Genomic DNA, 18072 nt, shown 5'->3' on the forward strand with positions numbered 1-18072 from the left:
TACGCTCAGTTAACAGCAGATTAAGTCCCGCCCCTCCGAAAGGGGCGGGACTCAGGAGACTCCTGAGGTCACTTCAGCACCGGGGGTGCCGCCTCGGGTGACGTACCCCACTCGGACGGGCGCGGGCCGACCGTGAAGGCGAGGGTGCGCAGGGAGCGCAGCGCGTCCGTCGTCAGATAGGTCCGCGCGTGCGCCGTCCCGTCGGTGCGGACGGCCTGGACGTAGCGGTCGGCGGCCGAGGTGCCGGGCGCGGTGACCGTCAGCCCGCCGCCCGGCCAGAACCGGCGGTCCAGGGTGAGGTCGACCCGGTCGAAGACGGGCGTGGACAGGCCCCAGGTGTCGTAGCCGGGCTGGATCGGGAAGAGCCCGATCGACGACAGCACGTTCCAGGCGGACATGGTGCCGAGGTCGTCGTTGCCGGTCATGCCGGTGGGTCCGTCGGTGAAGAGGGTCAGGGCCGCGTGGACGACGTCCGTGGTCTTCCAGGGCTGGCCGGTGGCCAGGTAGGTGTACGGCGCGATGAGGTCCGGCTCGTTCATCGGGTTGTACTTGTCGGCGTTGTAGTAGTTGTACGCGTTGCCGTGCACCCACACCTCGCGGGCCGTCTTCGCGGGGTCGGCCAGCAGCCGGTCGTAGGCGAAGAAGGTGTCCAGGCGCTCGTTCGCCGCGCGCTCGCCGCCGATCAGGCCGACCATGCCCGGCAGGTCCTGCGGGACCAGCCACTGGTACTGCCAGGCGGTGCCCTCGTGGAAGCCGACCCCGCGGGCCGGGTCGGCCGAGCCGGTGAAGGCGCCGGCGGTGTCCCGGGCGCGGAAGAAGCCGGTGGAGGGGTCGAAGACGTTCCGGTAGTTCTGCGCCCGGGCGGCATAGCGCGCGGCGTCGCTCTCATGGCCGAGGCCGCGGGCCATCTGGGCGAGCACGGCGTCGGCGAGGGCGTACTCCAGGGTGACGGAGGCACCGTGGCGGTAGTCGGAGTCGCCCATCTTGGCGTACGGACGGTCCTTGTCGTAGGGCGCGAAGCCGTGCGCGATGTAGTCGGCGTTGGCCTCCCGGCCGATGCCCGGGTAGTCGGCGGGCGGCACGTCGTCGGCGTTCCTGCGCAGCGCCCGGTAGGCCCGTTCCTCGAAACCCTTGAGCAGGCCCATCTGGTAGGCGGTGGTCAGGAACGGGGTGACCGGGTCGCCGCTCATGATGTTCGTCTCGACGGGTCCGTAGCCCCACTTGGGCAGCCAGCCGCCGTCCTCGGCGACCTTCACCACCGACAGGGCCATGTCCCGTGCCTCGCGGGGCGCTAGCAGGGCGAGGAGCTGGGCCTGGGTGCGGTAGGTGTCCCACAGCGACCAGTTCTGGTAGTACGTGAACCGCTCCGCGCGGTGGATGCGGCGGTCCCAGCCGGTGTAGCGGCCGTCGGCGTCGCTGCCGATGTTGGGCGCGAGGAACGAGCGGTACAGCGAGGAGTAGAAGGTGCGGCGCAGGACCGGGTCGCCGCCCTGGACACGAACGGCCGCGAGCCGCCGCTCCCACTCCTCGCGGGCCCGCTCCCGTACGGCGTCGAAGGACCGGCCGCCCTCGGCGCGCAGGTTGACGGCGGCACCACGCGCGTCGACGTACGACAGGGCGGTGGTGGCCTGGACGGTGCGGTCGCTCCTCGTGTCGAAGCGGACGTAGGCGCCGTCCCGGCCGGTGCGGGCGCCGGCGGCGACCTTGGTGCCGTCCCAGGTGCCGTAGGCGGTGAAGGGCCTGCTGAAGCGGGTGACGGTGTAGACGGCGTAGGGGCCGGTGTCACGGCAGAAGCCGTGGCCGGTGATCTCGGTGCGCACGGTGTGGTCGTCGAGGATCTCGACCGTGCTGCCGGCCGCCGGGTGCAGCGACTGGGCCGCGTTCAGCAGGACGTTGGCCTTGTCCGTGGCCGGGAAGGTGAAGCGCTGCACACCGGTGCGCTCGGTCGCGGTCAGCTCGGCGCTGATGCCGGAGTCGAGGCCGACGCGGTAGTAGCCGGGGCCGGCCTCCTCGTTCTGGTGCGAGAACCCCGCGGCGTACTGGGCGTAGTCCGTCTGTGTGACGTCGCCGGTGGTGGGCAGCACGGGCAGGTCGCCGCCGATCCGGCAGCCGACGCCCGAGAGATGGACCAGCGAGAAGCCGCGGATGCGGTTCTGCGTGTAGTCGTAGCCGGTGCTGTGCCCGGTGTCCGGGGAGAGCTGCACCATGCCGAAGGGCACGGCCGCGCCGGGGAACGTGTTGCCCTCGTTCTGGCTCCCGATGAACGGGTTGACCAGGTCGGTGAGGTGGCCGTCGGTCGGCTCGGCGGCCCGTGCGGCGGGGGTGGCGATCAGCGTGGACGCTGCCATCACCCCGGCCAGGCACAGCCGCGTGCGCCGGGTCCCTCTCATGTCGGATGACCTCCGAAGGTTCGACATCGTTGCCTGCATCGTGCGGGGCGAACGGTGCGAACTCGGGTATCCCGGGCGGATCGTGTCGGCGCGTCGCGCCCGGCCGCCGCCCGGGGCAGGCGGCGGCCGGGCGCGCTACGACACCTGGCGGCCCTTGCCCAGCGCGATCACCCCGCCCCGGGAGACGGTGTACAGCTCGGCGTCCCGCTCCGGGTTGACGCCGATGGTCGCGCCGGGCGGCACCTCGACGTTCTTGTCCAGGACGGCGCCGCGGACGACCGCGCCCCGGCCGATGCGCACGTTGTCGTGCAGCACCGAGCCCTGCACCACGGCGCCCGGGTCGATGCGGACGCCCGGGGACAGCACGGACCGGCTGACCTGTCCCCTGATCAGGCAGCCCGCGCTGATGATGGACTCGCTCGCGATGCCGCCCGCGTTGAAGCGGGCCGGAGAGAGCTGGTTGGAGTGGGTGTAGATGGGCCACTGACGGTTGTAGAGGTTGAACGCGGGGCGCTCGGCGATCAGGTCCATATGGGCCTCGTGGTAGGCGTCCAGGGTTCCGACGTCACGCCAGTAGCCCTGGTCGCGGGTGGTCTCGCCGGGTACGTGGTTGTCGCTGAAGTCGTACAGCTGCGCCTCGCCGCGGCCGGTCAGCCGGGGCAGGATCGAGCCGCCCATGTCGTGGACGGACTGGGCGTCCTCGGCGTCCCGGTGCAGCGCCTCGATGAGGGTCTTGGTGGTGAAGACGTAGTTGCCCATCGAGGCGAACACACAGTCGGGGTCGTCCGCGAGGCCGGGCGGGTCGGCCGGCTTCTCCAGGAAGCGCTCGACGCCGCGGCCGTCCGGACCCGGCGTGACCACCCCGAAGGAGGAGGACTGCGCGCGCGGGACCCGGATGCCGGCCACCGTGACGCCCGCGCCGCCCTCGATGTGCTGCCGGAGCATCTGCCGCGGGTCCATCCGGTAGACGTGGTCGGCGCCGAACACGGCCACGTACTCGGGCTGTTCGTCGTACACGAGGTTCAGGGACTGCAGGATCGCGTCGGCGCTGCCCAGGTACCAGCGCGGGCCGAGCCGCTGCTGGGCCGGGACCGGGGTGACGTAGTTGCCGAGCAGGCTGGACATCCGCCAGGTGGTGGTGATGTGCCGGTCCAGCGAGTGGGACTTGTACTGGGTCAGTACGCAGATCCGCAGGACGTCGGCGTTGACGAGGTTGGACAGGACGAAGTCGACGAGCCGGTAGGTGCCGCCGAAGGTGACGGCCGGTTTGGCGCGGTCCGCGGTCAGGGGCATCAGGCGTTTGCCCTCCCCGCCCGCCAGAACGATCCCGAGCACCGAAGGTCCCCCACGACGCATGGCCGCTCCCCTCACCCTGGTTGAACCATGGCTGCCCCGAGCAGAGCGGACTAAGCCTGCTTGAGGATCTCCTCGTACAGTGCGGCGGTGCGCCGCGCCACCGCGTCCCAGCCGAACTCGTGCACCGCGCGCTCGCGCCCGGCCTCTCCCATCCGCCGGGCCGCTCCGCGGTCGCCGAGGACCGTGTCCAGCGCCCGCGCGAGGCCCTCCTCGAAGCCGTCGTCCACGTCGACGAGGAGACCCGTCCTGCCGTCCTCCACCACCTCGGGGATCCCGCCGACCCGGGAGGCGACCACCGGCGTGCCGCAGGCCATCGCCTCCAGGTTGACGATACCGAGGGGCTCGTACACCGACGGGCAGACGAACACGGCCGCATGCGTGAGGAGCTGGACGACGTCCGCGCGCGGCAGCATCTGCGGGATCCAGAAGACGCCCTCGCGGACCCGGCTCAGCTCCTCGTACAGCTCCCGGAACTCCCGGTCGATCTCCGCGGTGTCGGGGGCTCCCGCACACAGCACGACCTGTGCGTCCGGGTCGATGCCGCGGACCGCGCGCAGCAGATGGGGCACGCCCTTCTGGCGGGTGATCCGGCCGACGAACAGGACGTAGGGGCGGGCGGGGTCCACTCCGGTGCGGGTGAGGGCGTCGGTCCCGCGGTGCGGCCGGTAGAGCGTCGTGTCGATGCCGTTGTGCACGACGTGGACCTTCGCCGGGTCCAGCGCCGGGTAGCAGGCGAGGACGTCCTCCCGCATGGCCCCCGACACGGCGATCACGGCGTCCGCGGCCTCGACGGCGGTGCACTCGGTCCAGCTCGACAGGGCGTATCCGCCGCCCAGCTGCTCGGCCTTCCAGGGACGCAGCGGCTCCAGCGAATGGGCGGTCACCACGTGCGGAACGCCGTACAGGAGCTTGGCCAGGTGGCCGGCGAGATTGGCGTACCAGGTGTGGGAGTGGACGAGGTCGCGGCCTTCGAGGGCGGCGGCGATGGAGAGGTCCACGGAGAAGGTGCGCAGCGCGTCGTTGGAGCCGTCGAGGACGGACCAGGGGCGGTGGCGTACGACGCCGACGCCGCGGCCCTCGCCCCAGCAGTGCACCTCCAGGTCCACCAGGGAGGTCAGCTCCCGGGCGAGGAACTCCACATGGACGCCCGCGCCGCCGTACACGTCCGGGGGGTACTCCCGGGTCAGCAGTCCCACTCGCACCCTACAACCCCCTTGTACCGGCGGCAGGTTCCCATCATGGTCACCCAGATGCGGCGTCCGGGGAAGAGCGCGGCGGCCGGGTGAAGCAGCAGTCGCCGCAGACTCCGCCCCCGGGCACGCGGTAGTACAGGCAGCAGCTGCGCCGGCGGAAGGCCGTGCCGGTGCGGGTGCCGGTGGTGCGCAGCAGGGGGTGGGCGAAGAGGGCGTCCGTGAGGGCGCGGGCCCGGTCCGCCACCTCGGTACGGCCGCTCGCCCGTGCCCGGCGGTCGAGTTCGCGGGCCGCGCCGGCCAGCGCCGATCCCGCGTTGCCCCACAGCAGGCCGGCCGCGATGCCCCAGCGGGCCCTCAGGGCTTCCCCCAGGGGTTCCAGGTGGCCGTGCAGCACGGTGTCCGCGAGCGTCGCGGCGTCCCCGGGGAGCGGGTGCACCTCGGTCAGCCACAGGTCGTCGGGCGCCGAGGCAGCGGCGTCCCAGCGCAGCAACCCGGGGTCCAGGTCGGGTACCTGGCCGTACACGGCGGCACAGGCCAGGGCCACGGACCACAGACGGGCGGCGAGGCCCTGCTGGCTGATGGAGGCGCACACCCTCGGCTCTGAAGTGCGCAGACGTTCCCCCACGGTGGCGACACGGAAGGCGAGCGCACTGCGGTGGGCGTCCGGCACGGCCGTTCGGTAGCTCTGCGCGAGGGTCGGCAGGGCTCCGCAGTCGGGCGCCGCCGCGGCTCCGGCCGTCCGCAGGACGAAGAAGCCGCCGAGCGGGCGGAGGGCGGCGAGTTCGGGGTCGAGGTCCACGACCAGCACTACTACCAGGCTCGGTCGCAGCCCCGGAGCCGGGGTCCGCACCCGTTGACGCCCCCCTTGGGGATGATCGTGCGGGTGGTGTACTCCATCGGTAGTAGGACTCATTGCGTGCTCAGGGACGACGACGGGAAGACCCCGGACGGGCAGAGTGTTCGCCATGAACGCCGACCGTTCGCCGCACGGGACCCGCGGGTCCCGCCGCACGCAGAGGAATTGCCGATGAGCGCCCTCGCGTTGTCCGTGCTGCTGTCGTTCGTCTCCGCCGTCGCGTACGCGGGCGGGGCGATCGTGCAGGAGCAGGTCGCGGTGTCCTGCCCCGACGAGTCGTACATGCCGCTGCGCCGGACCGGCTGGTGGGCGGGGCTGGCGCTGAACGGACTCGGCGGCGTGCTGCACGTCGTGGCGCTGGCCTACGGCCCGCTCAGCCTGGTGCAGCCGCTGGGTGCGCTCACCATCGTCTTCGCCCTGCCGATGGCGGCACTGTTCGTCGGCCGCAAGGCCGGAGCGACCGCCTGGCGGGGCGCGATCATGGCCACGGTCGGCCTCGCAGGGCTGCTGTCCGTGGTCGGCTCGTCCGACACGCACTCCCTCGACGCGGCCCAGCGGGTCGCCGTCGCGCTGGTCACCGGCGCGGCGGTCGTGGCGCTGATGATCGCGGGCCGGGCCGCGCACCGGCACCCGGCCGTGCGCAGCGTGCTGCTCGCCACCGGCTCCGGCATAGCGTTCGGCATGTCGTCGGTGTTCACCAAGACCGTCGCGGTCGACTGGCACAACGGCATCAGCCTGGGCGAGCTGCCCTCCCTCGCGGTCATCGGTGTGTTCGCGGCCGCCGGCGTGCTGCTCTCCCAGGCTTCCTACCGGGGCGGTGGCCTCGCCGCCCCGCTGGCCACGCTGACCGTGGTCAACCCGGTGCTGGCCGCGGCGGTCGGCATCCTGATGTTCGGCGAGACGTTCAGCTACGGCAGCACGGGGACCGTGCTCGCGCTGGGCTGCGGCGTGGTGGCGGGCGGCGGCCTGATCCTGCTGACGACGGAGCGGCTGGAGCACACGGCGGCCGCGGAGCCCGTGGTGGTGCCGGTGGCGCCCGAGACCGGTCCCGGCGGCGCGGACGACGTGGCCGTGGCCCTGCCCCACCAGCGTGCGGCGGCGGAACCGGAGCCGGCCGAGGAGGGCGAGGCGGCCCCGGGCGTGCCCGTGCGGGAGGGCGCCCTGGAGGACTCGTTCGTCCCGGCCCCCGACGGCAACGGCGGAACGGAGACGGAGGCCGACGGCGGCACACCGGCCGCCGTCTACACCTTCCCGATGTCGTGCCTCCCGCTGTCCGCGACTTTCCATGTGGTGCTGCCGGTCCCGGACCGGCAGCACGCGCAGGTCAGATCCTGACGCCACCGGCCCGCAGATAGGCGAGCGGGTCGATGTCCGAACCGAAGCCGGGCCCCGTCCGCACCTCGAAGTGCAGATGCGGGCCCGTGACGTTTCCGGTGGCACCGGACCGGCCGATGCGCTGGCCCGTGCTCACGCTCTGCCCGACGCGCACGGAGATGGCCGACAGGTGCCCGTACTGGGTGTAGCGGCCGTCGGCGTGCCGGATCTCCACCTGGTAGCCGTAGGAGCCGCCCCAGCCCGCGGCCACCACCTGCCCGGCCGCCGCCGCCTTGACGGAGGTGCCGGTCGGCACGAGGAAGTCGACCCCGGTGTGGTAGCCCTTCGACCAGTGCGACCCGGCCACGTGGTAGCCGGTGCCGATGGCGGCGGTCACCGGGGCGACGAGCGTGTGGGCGCCGGTGGACGTGTGGTGCGTGGAGGTCTTCCTCTGCGGCGGCGCCTTCTTCTGCGCCGGGGCCTTCCGCTTCGGTTTCGGCGGCTTGGTCCTGGTGTCGCCGTGCCCGGTGTGCCCGGTGTGCGTGTCGGGCGCCGGGGAGGCGGGCGCGCGCAGGCTGAGCCGCTGGCCCGGCAGTATCACGTCGGGGTCGGAGCCGATCGTGGTGCGGTTGCCCGCGTACAGCCGCCGCCAGCCGCCCGGGACGCGGTGTTCACCGGCGATGCCGGAGAGCGTGTCACCGTGCACGACCGTGTACATCTCGGCCCTGCCCGCGCGGGACTGCGGGGTCGTCTGCGGCTGCACGTCCCGCACGGAAGCGGTGGCCGGGCGGGCCGCGGTGCTGTCGGTGTGGACGTCCGGCGCGCCGCCGCCCCGGGTCAGCCCGGCGCGTACCGAGCACACCGGCCAGGCGCCGGGTCCCTGCCCGTCGAGGACCTTCTCGGCGACGGCCATCTGCTGGTCCCTGGAAGCGAGGTCGGCGCGCGGCGCGTACCGGCTGCCGCCGTAGGCCTCCCAGGTGGACTGGGTGAACTGCAGCCCGCCGTAGTAGCCGTTGCCGGTGTTGATGCTCCAGTTGCCGCTGGACTCGCACGCCGCGACCTTGTTCCAGGTGGAGGCGTCGGCCGCGTCGGCGGTACCGGCGACGACCAGCGGGATCGCGAGGCCGGCACCGCCCGCCGTGACGGTGAGTGAGGCGCGGTTGATCCTGTTCGGCTGGTACCGGCGATGCCGGCCGCGTACGGCCATGTCCGAAATCCCCTCGACATGCGTCAGGAGCCGCAAAAGTATGCGCCGCGAACAGGCCATGACAAGACAGCAAATCGGCCTCCTGTGCCACCCAAGTGGCCGAGAACGGGCCTTCCTTGGCGGGAAGGGCGGTGTGCGCCGGGGCGCACTGAGGCACCGGCGCCTTCCGTGCGTAATCAATCGTGGCGGGTCGGATGTGCGCTCGCCCTAGCGGCACGTCAGGATGGGCGAGGGCCCGTACTGACGGAGCCGTAGTCACGAGGCAGCTAGGGAGCAGGCGGTATGAGCACTTCAGCGCAGATCGGCGTCACGGGGCTCGCGGTCATGGGCCGCAACCTCGCCCGGAACTTCGCGCGCAACGGCTACACGGTCGCCGTGCACAACCGTACGGTGTCGCGGACGCAGGCGCTGGTGTCGGAGTTCGGGAGCGAGGGGGACTTCATCGCGGCCGAGACCGCCAAGGAGTTCGTGGCGGCCCTGGAGCGCCCGCGCCGGCTGGTCATCATGGTCAAGGCCGGTGAGCCGACGGACGCGGTGATCCAGGAGTTCGCCCCGCTGCTGGAGCCCGGCGACATGATCATCGACGGAGGCAACGCGCACTTCGCGGACACCCGGCGCCGGGAGCGGGAACTGCGCGAGCACGGCATCCACTTCGTCGGCGCGGGAATCTCCGGCGGCGAGGAGGGCGCACTGCACGGGCCCAGCATCATGCCCGGCGGTTCGAAGGAGTCCTACCAGTCCCTGGGCCCGATGCTGGAGAAGATCTCCGCCAAGGCGGCCGACGGTGCTCCGTGCGTGACGCACGTGGGCCCCGACGGCGCCGGTCACTTCGTGAAGATGGTGCACAACGGCATCGAGTACGCCGACATGCAGCTGATCGGCGAGGCGTACCAGCTGCTGCGGGACGTCGCCGGGTACTCCCCCGCGCAGATCGCGGACATCTTCCGCACCTGGAACACCGGCCGTCTGGACTCCTACCTGATCGAGATCACCGCCGAGGTGCTGTCCCACGTGGACGCGGCGACCGGCAAGCCCTTCGTGGACGTGGTGGTCGACCAGGCCGAGCAGAAGGGCACCGGCCGCTGGACGGTGCAGATCGCGCTGGACCTGGGGGTGCCGGTGTCGGGCATCGCCGAGGCCGTCTTCGCCCGGTCGCTGTCCGGGCACGCGGCGCTGCGGGCCGCTTCGCGGGACCTGGCCGGGCCGAAGCCGACGGCGCTGGGCGAGTCGGAGGCGGCCGCGTTCGCCGACCGGGTGGAGCAGGCGCTGTACGCCTCGAAGATCGTGTCGTACACACAGGGCTTCCACGAGATCGCGGCGGGCAGCGAGGAGTACGACTGGGACATCGACCTCGGTGCCGTCTCCTCGATCTGGCGCGGGGGATGCATCATCCGGGCGGCCTTCCTGGACCGCATCCGCGCCGCGTACGACGCCCGTGCCGACCTGCCGAGCCTGCTGTCGGACGAGACGTTCGCGCGGGAGATCGCGGCGGCGCAGGACGACTGGCGCGAGGTGCTGGTCGCCGCGACGCGGCAGGGGGTGCCGACGCCGGGCTTCGCGGCGGCGCTGGCGTACTACGACGCGTTGCGGGCGGAGCGGTTGCCTGCGGCGCTCACGCAGGGGCAGCGGGACTTCTTCGGGGCGCACACGTATCGGAGGGTGGACCGGGACGGAGCGTTCCACACGCTGTGGGGTGGGGACCGGAGTGAGGTTTCTGCGTAGGGGGGCGTGCGTACGCGCATGCGTGCGTGCTTTGTGCGCCTGATGGGGTGAGGGGTGCTGTCGTGACGCGGCTGCCGGCTCGTCGCGGCTGGTCGCGCAGTTCCCCGCGCCCCCTTCGGAGGCTTGAGCCTGCGCGGTGCCTCTGTACGCCCAGTGCCTCTGTTCGCCCAGTGGGTGGGGAGAACTGTCGTGACGCGGGTACCGGCTCGGCGTGGCCGGTCGCGCAGTTCCCCGCGCCCCTTTCGGGGGGCTGGAGCCCGCGCGGTGCTTTGTGTGGCCCCTTTGGGGTGGTGTTTTCAGGTGAGGGGTGGGCCGGGTTCCGAGGGTGGTACCGGTTCCGGGCCCGGCGGGATGGGGGACGGTGAGGGCTCCGGCGGGCCCGGAGCCGGGGGTGCCGGAGGTGGTGGCAGTGGCGGTTCCGGGGTCGGGCCCGGTTCGGGGGGCGGGACCGGGGTGGGGTAGGGATCCGGTGGGGTGGGGTCCGGGGGCGGCCCCGGTGGAACGGGGTCGGGATGCGGGTGCGTCATGGGTGTCCTCCGGGCAGTCGCTGGACGTCGCCTCTGGACTACTCCCCCGCCTACCCGGCCTCCGCGCACCCACTCACCCGACGGCGGCACGCTCCCACTCACCGGTCGGCATCAACGGCCCCGCGACGGTCTGGGCGCCTTGACGGCCGGGGCTGCGACAGCGGCCGGGGTGGGCGCGTCGGAAAAGGCCGGGGTGAGCTCGTCAGAAGCGGCCGGAGTGGGCGCGTCGCAAAAGGCCGGGGTGGGCTCGTCAGAAGCGGCCGGAGTGGGCGCGTCGGAAAAGGCCGGGGTGGGCTCGTCAGAAGCGGTCGGGGTGGGCTCGCAGCCAGTCCTTCGCGGCTGCGAGCTGCTCCGGGGCGGCCGGCGGGGCGACCTCGGGGTGGCGGTCGGCCCACTTGACGACGTACGGGCACAGCGGTGCGACCGGTACGCCCTCGCGCTCGGCGAGGGCGTACAGCTCGCGGGCCAGGGAACCGGCGATGCCCCGGCCCTCGTGGGCGGGCTCGACGATCGTGTGGACCGGGACCAGGGCGCGCGCGGGTGACTCCAGGACGAAGTACTCGATACGGCCGACGACTTCACCCTCGTCGACGGCCTCCAGGCGGCCCGCCGCCCGGTCGTCGCGGATCTCGATCTCGCTCATGGGCACGCACGCTCCTGGTCTGGCCCCGCGCTCCGCCGGTCAGGCCGGAACGGCCGCCTGCGGGCTGCGCTGCTGGTCGGTGCCGGGCACCGGTTCGGACGGGTCGGCGCCGAGGGAGACGATCTTGTTGGCGGCGTCCACGTGCACGATCCGCGGCTTCAGTTCCCTTGCCTCGGCGTCGGTGACCTGAGCGTAGCTGATGATGATCACCAGGTCTCCGGGATGCACGAGGTGGGCGGCCGCACCGTTGATCCCGACGACGCCGCTCCCGCGTTCGCCTTCGATGACGTACGTCTCCAGACGGGCGCCGTTGGTGATGTCCACGATGTGCACAAGTTCGCCGGGCAGCAGGTCGGCGGCGTCCAGAAGGTCGGCGTCGATGGTCACCGATCCCACATAGTGCAGGTCGGCCTGGGTGACGGTGGCACGGTGGATCTTGGACTTGAACATGGTACGCAACATCGATGCACTCCTGCAGGTAGGCTCCCTGCCCGCGTTTTTGCAGGTCAAGGGCTGTTTCCGCACCCTACAGCCTGTCGCATGTCCAGGCAGCTCTTCCTCGGTTTTCAGGACTGATGCTGACCGAACGCCAACTGTTCCCATGGGGTGTCAGGCGCTCGTCAGGGCCGCTCGGAGCCGATGTCACTCCGTCCGGGCCGCCCCTCCGTACGACCGAGGACAGCGTACGCAACGGTCCCCGAGGGGCCCCGTGACGATCACCACAGCCAGGCCCGCCGCACCATCGGCGGACGATCACGCCCGGGTGTCTGCCGCCGCCGGCATCGGCGCGGGTGCGGGCGTTGACGGCGGCTCGGCGGCGAGGTCCTGACTGACGTCGTCGAGGGCGAGTCCGCTGGGCTCACGTACCAGGAAGGTGGTCGCGATGCCGGCCAGGAAGCAGCAGGCGGCGATCAGCGTCACGATCCGGAGACCCGGGCCGGCCAGGATGAGGGGCACGACGAGCGCTCCGGTGAACGCGCCGACCTTCGCGATCCCGGAGGAGAGGCCGTGGAACGTGCTGCGGACCGGGGTCGGGTAGGACTCCGCCGCCAGCAGCATGGTCGTGTAGCTCGGTCCGAACATGCTCCCGAACAAGGACATCCCGAAGGTGACGGCGAACGGGACGACGGTCGCGCTGAGGCCGGGAACGATCGTGATCAGCAGCATCGCCAGACCGCACAGCCCGAAACCGACCGCCTGCTGGGTCCGTCGCCGCAGCCTGTCGAGGGCGACCACACCGAGGATGCCTCCGACGAGGCTGAAGCAGACGACGAGCACGGCGTTCAGGGCGATGTTCGACACGGTGGAGGCGTTCGGCACGATGTTCTTGATGAGCAGCGGCTGGCTGACGTTGATGCCGTAGACCGCGACGTTGTAGAAGAACCAACTGCCGGCGGTGCCGGCGAGGGCGACCAGGACCTTCCGCTTCGCCAGAGTCGCGCTCGACCCGCGGGCCTTCCGTACCGGATCCGGTGCCGCGACTGCGGTGACCGGCCGCCGCGCGAAGGACTCGAAGTCCTTGGCCGCTTGCTCGGGATCGCCGCTGTGGGCCGTCCAGCGCGGGGATTCCGGCATGTGGCGGCGCTGGTGGAGCACCAGGAGCGAGGGGAGGACACCGACGCCGAGGATCAGGCGCCAGGCGATGTGGTCGGGGACCCCGACCGCCAGCACCAGAAGGCTGACGAGGTAGGCCGAAACCTGCCCGAAGACATAGAAGATGAACGTGAATCCGACGAGCTTGCCGCGGTTTCGGGTGTTGGCGTATTCGGTCATGATGACGCCGCTGGCCGGGTAGTCGCCGCCGATGCCGATGCCGAGGATGAGCCGGCCGACGAGGAGTACGGCGAAGTTCGGCGCGAGTGCCGAGACGAGGGCGCCGATGATCATCAGTATCGCTTCGAGGCCGTAGACGCGACGGCGGCCGAGGAGGTCGCCGAGGCGTCCGAACGCCATGGCACCCAGGGCGACTGCCAGAAGGGTCGAACTCGTCAGCATGGCGACCTGGCCGCTGCCGAGGTGGAACTGCGGTGTGATCAGGAGCGTCACCGTCCCGATGACATTGAGGTCGTAGGAGTCGGTGAAGAATCCGGCTCCCGCGGTCACGGCCGCCTTGAGATGGAAAACGCCGAGTTCCGCCTCGTCGAGGGATTTCGTGACTGGTGCGTGCGCGGGCTTGACGGTCACCCGTCGGCCTCCGAACTGGTAGTGCCGACGAGCGGGGCCGCGTCGGCGGGGGAAAGGTCGGTGAGAGGGATCCGGGGCCCGCGGGTGCGTGGACTGCAGGGGCCAGGGGCGGAGCGGTGGCTGGACAGCCAGGTTGTTGAGGAGGAGATCGTGAAGATCGCGGTTGCGCAGGGTTCCGGCGTGATAGCGGGCGGCGAGCGGTCCGGTCACGGGGCGGTTGGTGATGAGCGGGACCGGCTGCTCGTGCCGGCCGCCGTGCGAGCGGAGTGCGCCGTGCAGGCCGGTGAGATCGTGCTCGGTGGCGTGGGTGCCGAGCACGGTGTCGGCGGCTGCCGTCACGGCGAGGTCACCGATGCGGTCCGCGGGATGCTCGAAGATCGTGACGGCGTCCGCACGGTCCCAGACCTCCTCGACCCCGTCGAGTCGGCGCAGGGCGCGGTGAGCCGCCGCCCGATGCTCCTCCGGGAGGTACAGCCAGGCGAATGAGCCGAGAGCACCGTGGTGCCTCGTATAGGGGTCGGTGATGGGGAGGACGACGGCGTCGACGGGTACGCCGGCGTCACGGAGGACGTCGCCGAGGTAGTGCACCTTCGGCGCCCCGTCGGTGGAGTGCTTTCCGTTCATGCCGTGGTCGGCGGTGATTCCGATGACGAAGCCCTCGTCGGCGAACTCGCCGAGGAGGGCGTCGAACCGGACGAAGAAGTCGTCGGCCATGTCATCGCCGGGAGGCGCCGAGTGCTGGACGAAGTCGGTCAGGGAGACGTAGACGAGGCGGATGTTCCGATCGGCCCGGTACGTGGCCAGTGCCAGGCGCATCGCGTAGTGACTGGCGTGCGGATCGTAGATGCCGGGTGCCGGTTCTCCGACGAGAGATTCGAGGTCGTCGATGCCGTACTCGGGAAGACCGGCGCCAGGCGCCTTCTCCACGCTGACACTCGGTACGCCGCCGTTCCCGAGCAACAGGCGGAGCTTGTCCTTCGTGGTCACCATGAGCGTGGGCACGCCGGCCTCCTGGAAGGCCGCGTGGATGCTCGGTGCCCGGAGGAAGCCGGCGTGATCGAGCAGTTCGAGCCGCCCGTCGTCCAGACGGCAGTAGTTTCCCGGAATGCCGTGGATCGCAGGAGAGACACCGGTCACGATCGAGACGTTGTTCGGGTTCGTCAGGCTGGGCATCTCCGACGCCCCGATCCGGAACTCACCTCCCGAGCGCAGGACGGCGGCGAGGTTCGGCATGAGGTCGCGGTCGAGCGCGTCGGTGAAGTACGCGGGATCACCGCCGTCGACGGTGATCGCCACGACGGGGACCGTCGGGACGCGGTAGCTGCGGTTGTTGACATCGATGGTGGTCACGAGGGTGCTTTCCTCGAACTGGGGGAAGGACGAACAGGGTGAAGGGCGAGCCGGCACGGCTCGTCGGGAGCGGTCGAAGGCGGCCCGGACACGAGCGCCCACCGCGAAGGCCGCGTTCCTGTCCTGTGGGCCGATGCCGGTCCCGCCCGCGGTCCGCACCGCGCGGAACTACGCGTGCAGCGCAGGCCTCGCACCGGACACAACCGCGTCCGGCACAGCGCCCGACCGACCTGTCATGACAGGTATCGTCAAGCGGCGGCCAGCCCTCGTCAACAGCCTGCGTGCGGCTTCGTGCAGAGTTCGCTCTCCGTTCACCGGGGCCCGGCCGTTGCCGCACTCCGCCCTGTTGCGACGGCCATCCACCCTCGTCGGCCAGGCTTTTTGAGGGGGTGACGACGACCCGGGCCGAGACCTGTATAGTCAGCCTCATGTCCATGGCCTTGCATGAAGCCATCGCCGAGAGCATCCGCGAGCAGATCCGCGTCGGTGACCTCACCATCGGATCCACTCTGCCGTCGGAATCCCAGCTCTGCGAGCGGTGGAAGTCCTCCCGCGGCCCGGTACGTCAAGCACTTGCGACACTGCGCGCCGAAGGTGTCATTACAGGTAGCTCGGGCAAGCCGCCGGTGGTGTGTACCACCTCGATCCCGCAGCCCTTCGACACGCTGCTGTCCTACTCCGCCTGGGCTCAGGCGATCGGACGTTCAGCCGGGCAGCGGACACTGGAGCTGGCACTGCGCCCGGCCGACCCGCTCGTCGCGTCGAAGCTGGGCATCGACGAGGGGGCGCGCGTCGTGCAGGTCCTGCGGCTGCGGTACCTCGACGGTGAGCGCTCGATGCTGGAGCGCGCGACGTTCGTCGAGCATGTCGGCCGCCTCCTGTTCGACTTCGACTGCGACTCGGGATCGGTCTGGGCGTACCTGCAGTCGCGAGGGGTGGGCTTCTCCACCGCCTCGCACATCATCGACGCGGTCGCCGCCGACGCGCTCGACGCCGAGCATCTCGAAGTCACCGAGGGCTCACCGCTGCTCAGACAGCAACGGACGGCGCGAACCGCGGACGGTGAGGTCGTCGAGTACCACGACGACCGGTATCTGCCCGGGATGGTCAGTTTCTCCCTGGAGAACACCCTTGACGTGCGCACTGCTCTGATGCGCAACGCGAAACCCTGAGACCGGAGTTCCACGCATGATCACATCCCCGCCCGAACTCGTCGTGCTCGACATGGCCGGCACCACCATCGACGAGGGCCTGCAGGTCTACCGCGTCCTCGAAGAGACGGTGATCGCCCACGGCGGGAGGCCTTCTGCCGCCGACATCGCCCGGTGGCACGGCTCCGCCAAGCACGAGGCACTCCGCGCACTGCTCACCCCGAGCGGCGGCACTCCGCTCAGCGACGAGGTGCTCACCCCGATCGTCGCCGACTTCCGGGCCCGGCTCGCTGCCGCCTACGCCGCACACCCCCCGCGGCCGCTGCCCGGAATTCCCGAGGCCCTCGCCGACCTGCGGGCCGCCGGTATCAAGGTCGCGCTCAACACCGGCTTCGACCGTGACATCGTCGACTCGTTGCTGTCCGCGCTCGGCTGGCAGGGCGATGCGGTCGCGGACACCGTCGTCTGCGGCAGCGACGTACCCGAGGGACGCCCTGCCCCCTTCATGATCTTCACCGCCATGCAGCGGCTGGGCGTCACCGACGTACGCCGCGTGCTGGTCGCGGGCGACACCCCGCGCGACCTCGAAGCCGGCACCAACTCCGGGGCCGCGTTCGTCGTCGGCGTGCTGTCCGGGGCCAGTGACGCGGCAGAGCTCGGCGGGCACCTGCACACCCATCTGCTGCCGTCCGTGGCCGCCATTCCCGCGCTGCTCGGGCTGCGTGGCGCGGAGATGAGCGCCGCATGACGCACCAGACCGAGCAGGCCGAGGGGACCGAGCAGGCCGAGGGGACCGAACAACCCGGGCGGACCGAACAGGCCGAGGGGACCGAACAACCCGGGCGGACCGAACAGGCCGAGGGGACCGAGCGGACCGAACAACCCGGGCGGACCGTCGACCCGGTCGGGCACACCCTCGCGGCCGTCTGGCACGGCGGGGACGACATCGCCCTGGAGTCGGTACCCGTCCCACCGCTCGAGCCGGGGGACGTCCTCGTACGGGTCCGCCTCGCCACCGTCTGCGGCAGCGACCGGCACACGGTGAGCGGACGACGTGTCCAGCCGTGCCCGTCGATCCTCGGCCACGAGACCGTCGGCGAGATCGTCGCGTTCGGTGCGGGCGCGGCGCACGCGGTGGACGGACGTGAACTCCGGGTCGGCCAGCGCGTGATCTGGTCGGTGACGCTGCCGTGCGGCACCTGCGACCGCTGCCTCGCCGGCGTCACCGCCAAATGCCGCACCGTGCGCAAGGCCGGTCACGAGGCATGGAACTCCGACTGGCAACTCTCCGGCGGCTACGCCCAGCACGTGCTGCTCCCCCGCGGAATGCCGATCGCCATCGTCGCGGACACCCTGCCGGACGTCCTCGCCGCACCCGCCGCCTGCGCCACGGCGACCGTCATGGCCGTGACCGAACGCGCGCCGCGGATGGCGGACCGGCGGGTCGTGGTCGTGGGGGCCGGCATGCTCGGCCTCACTGCCGTCGCGGCCGCCGCCGCAGCGGGAGCATCGTCGGTGACCGCCGTCGACCCGGCCGCCGAAAGACGAGAGCTGGCACGTCGGTTCGGCGCCACCGACGTCCGGCCCACGATGCCCGACTCAGGGCCCTACGACGTCCTGCTCGAGTTCTCCGGCTCGTCCGCGGCGCTGGAGGAGGGGCTGCGCACACTCGACGTCCAGGGTGTCGCCGTCCTCGCCGGAGCCGTGCTGCCCGGCGCCCCCGTGGCCGTCGAGCCGGAGTCCGTGGTGCGTCGCCATCTGACCGTCGCCGGTGTGCACAACTACGAGCCTCGGCATCTGACCGAGGCGCTGAGTTTCCTGGAAGAGACCCGCGATCGGTTCCCCTGGCAGGACCTCGTGGCCGAACCCGTACCGCTCGAGGACATCGGCAGCCTGCTGATCGCCCCTCCCGGCACGAAGCCGCGGTATGCGATCGCCTCGCGCTGAGCGCTGACGGCTCCCGCCGGGAACCACCGGCCGTCGCACCGTGTGGAGCAGATGCCGGTACCCCTCTGCACCACCGTCGGCGAGACCTTCGGGACGACCCTGGCCGTGGGCTGCTTGCTCACCGTCCGCCCAGCGGGAATCCCCAGGTCCGGGACCTGGGGATTCCCTGCTGCCCGATGGGACCGCTCGGTGGGGCGACCGAGGTGCCCGGCGACGGCCCGTGCCGGGAGCG

General features: G+C 71.5%; 13 protein-coding genes. 5 read left to right on the forward strand and 8 right to left on the reverse strand.

Going from position 1 to position 18072, the window contains the following annotated elements; genetic code table 11:
• Positions 1-68: 68 nt before the first annotated feature.
• The 4 genes from ACZ7P3_RS04745 to ACZ7P3_RS04760 all read right to left on the reverse strand — a co-directional run bounded on the left by ACZ7P3_RS04745 (position 69) and on the right by ACZ7P3_RS04760 (position 5738).
• Positions 69-2390, reverse strand: coding sequence for a GH92 family glycosyl hydrolase (locus ACZ7P3_RS04745; protein ID WP_472078966.1), 2322 nt, complete (start codon positions 2388-2390; stop codon positions 69-71).
• 135 nt (positions 2391-2525) lie between these two features.
• Positions 2526-3746, reverse strand: coding sequence for a glucose-1-phosphate adenylyltransferase (glgC, locus tag ACZ7P3_RS04750; RefSeq protein WP_472078967.1), 1221 nt, complete (start codon positions 3744-3746; stop codon positions 2526-2528).
• A 50-nt stretch (positions 3747-3796) separates the two neighbouring features.
• Complete coding sequence (gene glgA / locus ACZ7P3_RS04755) at positions 3797-4948, reverse strand: glycogen synthase (RefSeq protein ID WP_472078968.1); 1152 nt, start codon at positions 4946-4948, stop codon at positions 3797-3799.
• Positions 4949-4988: 40 nt separating this feature from the next.
• A complete protein-coding gene (locus tag ACZ7P3_RS04760) occupies positions 4989-5738 on the reverse strand; it encodes a (2Fe-2S)-binding protein (RefSeq protein WP_472079425.1) in 750 nt (249 codons plus the stop codon).
• 228 nt (positions 5739-5966) lie between these two features.
• On the opposite strand from ACZ7P3_RS04760, the gene ACZ7P3_RS04765 reads away from it, so the two are divergent.
• The gene (locus ACZ7P3_RS04765; protein WP_472078969.1) at positions 5967-7130 is read left to right on the forward strand and encodes a DMT family transporter; all 1164 of its coding nucleotides are present in this window, start codon (positions 5967-5969) and stop codon (positions 7128-7130) included.
• Here the strand turns inward: ACZ7P3_RS04765 and ACZ7P3_RS04770 are convergent.
• On the reverse strand, positions 7120-8316 hold the full coding sequence (locus tag ACZ7P3_RS04770; protein WP_472078970.1) for a transglycosylase family protein: 1197 nt from the start codon (positions 8314-8316) through the stop codon (positions 7120-7122). The genes ACZ7P3_RS04765 and ACZ7P3_RS04770 overlap by 11 nt on opposite strands.
• A gap of 282 nt (positions 8317-8598) precedes the next feature.
• Between ACZ7P3_RS04770 and gndA the strand changes: the two genes are divergently transcribed.
• On the forward strand, positions 8599-10038 hold the full coding sequence (gene gndA / locus ACZ7P3_RS04775) for an NADP-dependent phosphogluconate dehydrogenase (protein WP_472078971.1): 1440 nt from the start codon (positions 8599-8601) through the stop codon (positions 10036-10038).
• A gap of 825 nt (positions 10039-10863) precedes the next feature.
• Here the strand turns inward: gndA and ACZ7P3_RS04780 are convergent.
• The 3 genes from ACZ7P3_RS04780 to ACZ7P3_RS04790 form a co-directional block, all read right to left on the reverse strand.
• On the reverse strand, positions 10864-11208 hold the full coding sequence (locus ACZ7P3_RS04780) for a GNAT family N-acetyltransferase (protein ID WP_472078972.1): 345 nt from the start codon (positions 11206-11208) through the stop codon (positions 10864-10866).
• A 39-nt stretch (positions 11209-11247) separates the two neighbouring features.
• Positions 11248-11670, reverse strand: a complete 423-nt coding sequence (panD, locus tag ACZ7P3_RS04785; protein ID WP_472078973.1) for an aspartate 1-decarboxylase — start codon at positions 11668-11670, stop codon at positions 11248-11250.
• Positions 11671-11961: 291 nt separating this feature from the next.
• Complete coding sequence (locus tag ACZ7P3_RS04790) at positions 11962-14742, reverse strand: MFS transporter (protein WP_472078974.1); 2781 nt, start codon at positions 14740-14742, stop codon at positions 11962-11964.
• Positions 14743-15170: 428 nt separating this feature from the next.
• Here ACZ7P3_RS04790 and ACZ7P3_RS04795 point away from each other — a divergent pair, with 428 nt between their 5' ends.
• Genes ACZ7P3_RS04795 through ACZ7P3_RS04805 form a run of 3 tightly spaced genes read left to right on the forward strand, consistent with a single transcriptional unit; the run spans position 15171 to position 17840 of the window.
• Complete coding sequence (locus ACZ7P3_RS04795) at positions 15171-15914, forward strand: GntR family transcriptional regulator (RefSeq protein ID WP_472078975.1); 744 nt, start codon at positions 15171-15173, stop codon at positions 15912-15914.
• A 16-nt stretch (positions 15915-15930) separates the two neighbouring features.
• Entirely contained in the window at positions 15931-16641 is a 711-nt protein-coding gene (locus tag ACZ7P3_RS04800) for a phosphonatase-like hydrolase (RefSeq protein ID WP_472078977.1), read from the forward strand.
• Positions 16638-17840: a zinc-binding dehydrogenase gene (locus ACZ7P3_RS04805; protein WP_472078978.1), complete on the forward strand. Its 1203-nt coding sequence runs from the start codon at positions 16638-16640 to the stop codon at positions 17838-17840. Before ACZ7P3_RS04800 ends, ACZ7P3_RS04805 begins: the two co-directional genes overlap by 4 nt.
• Positions 17841-18072 lie beyond the last annotated feature (232 nt).

The sequence above is a fragment of the Streptomyces sp. NPDC107581 genome, from assembly GCF_055657175.1.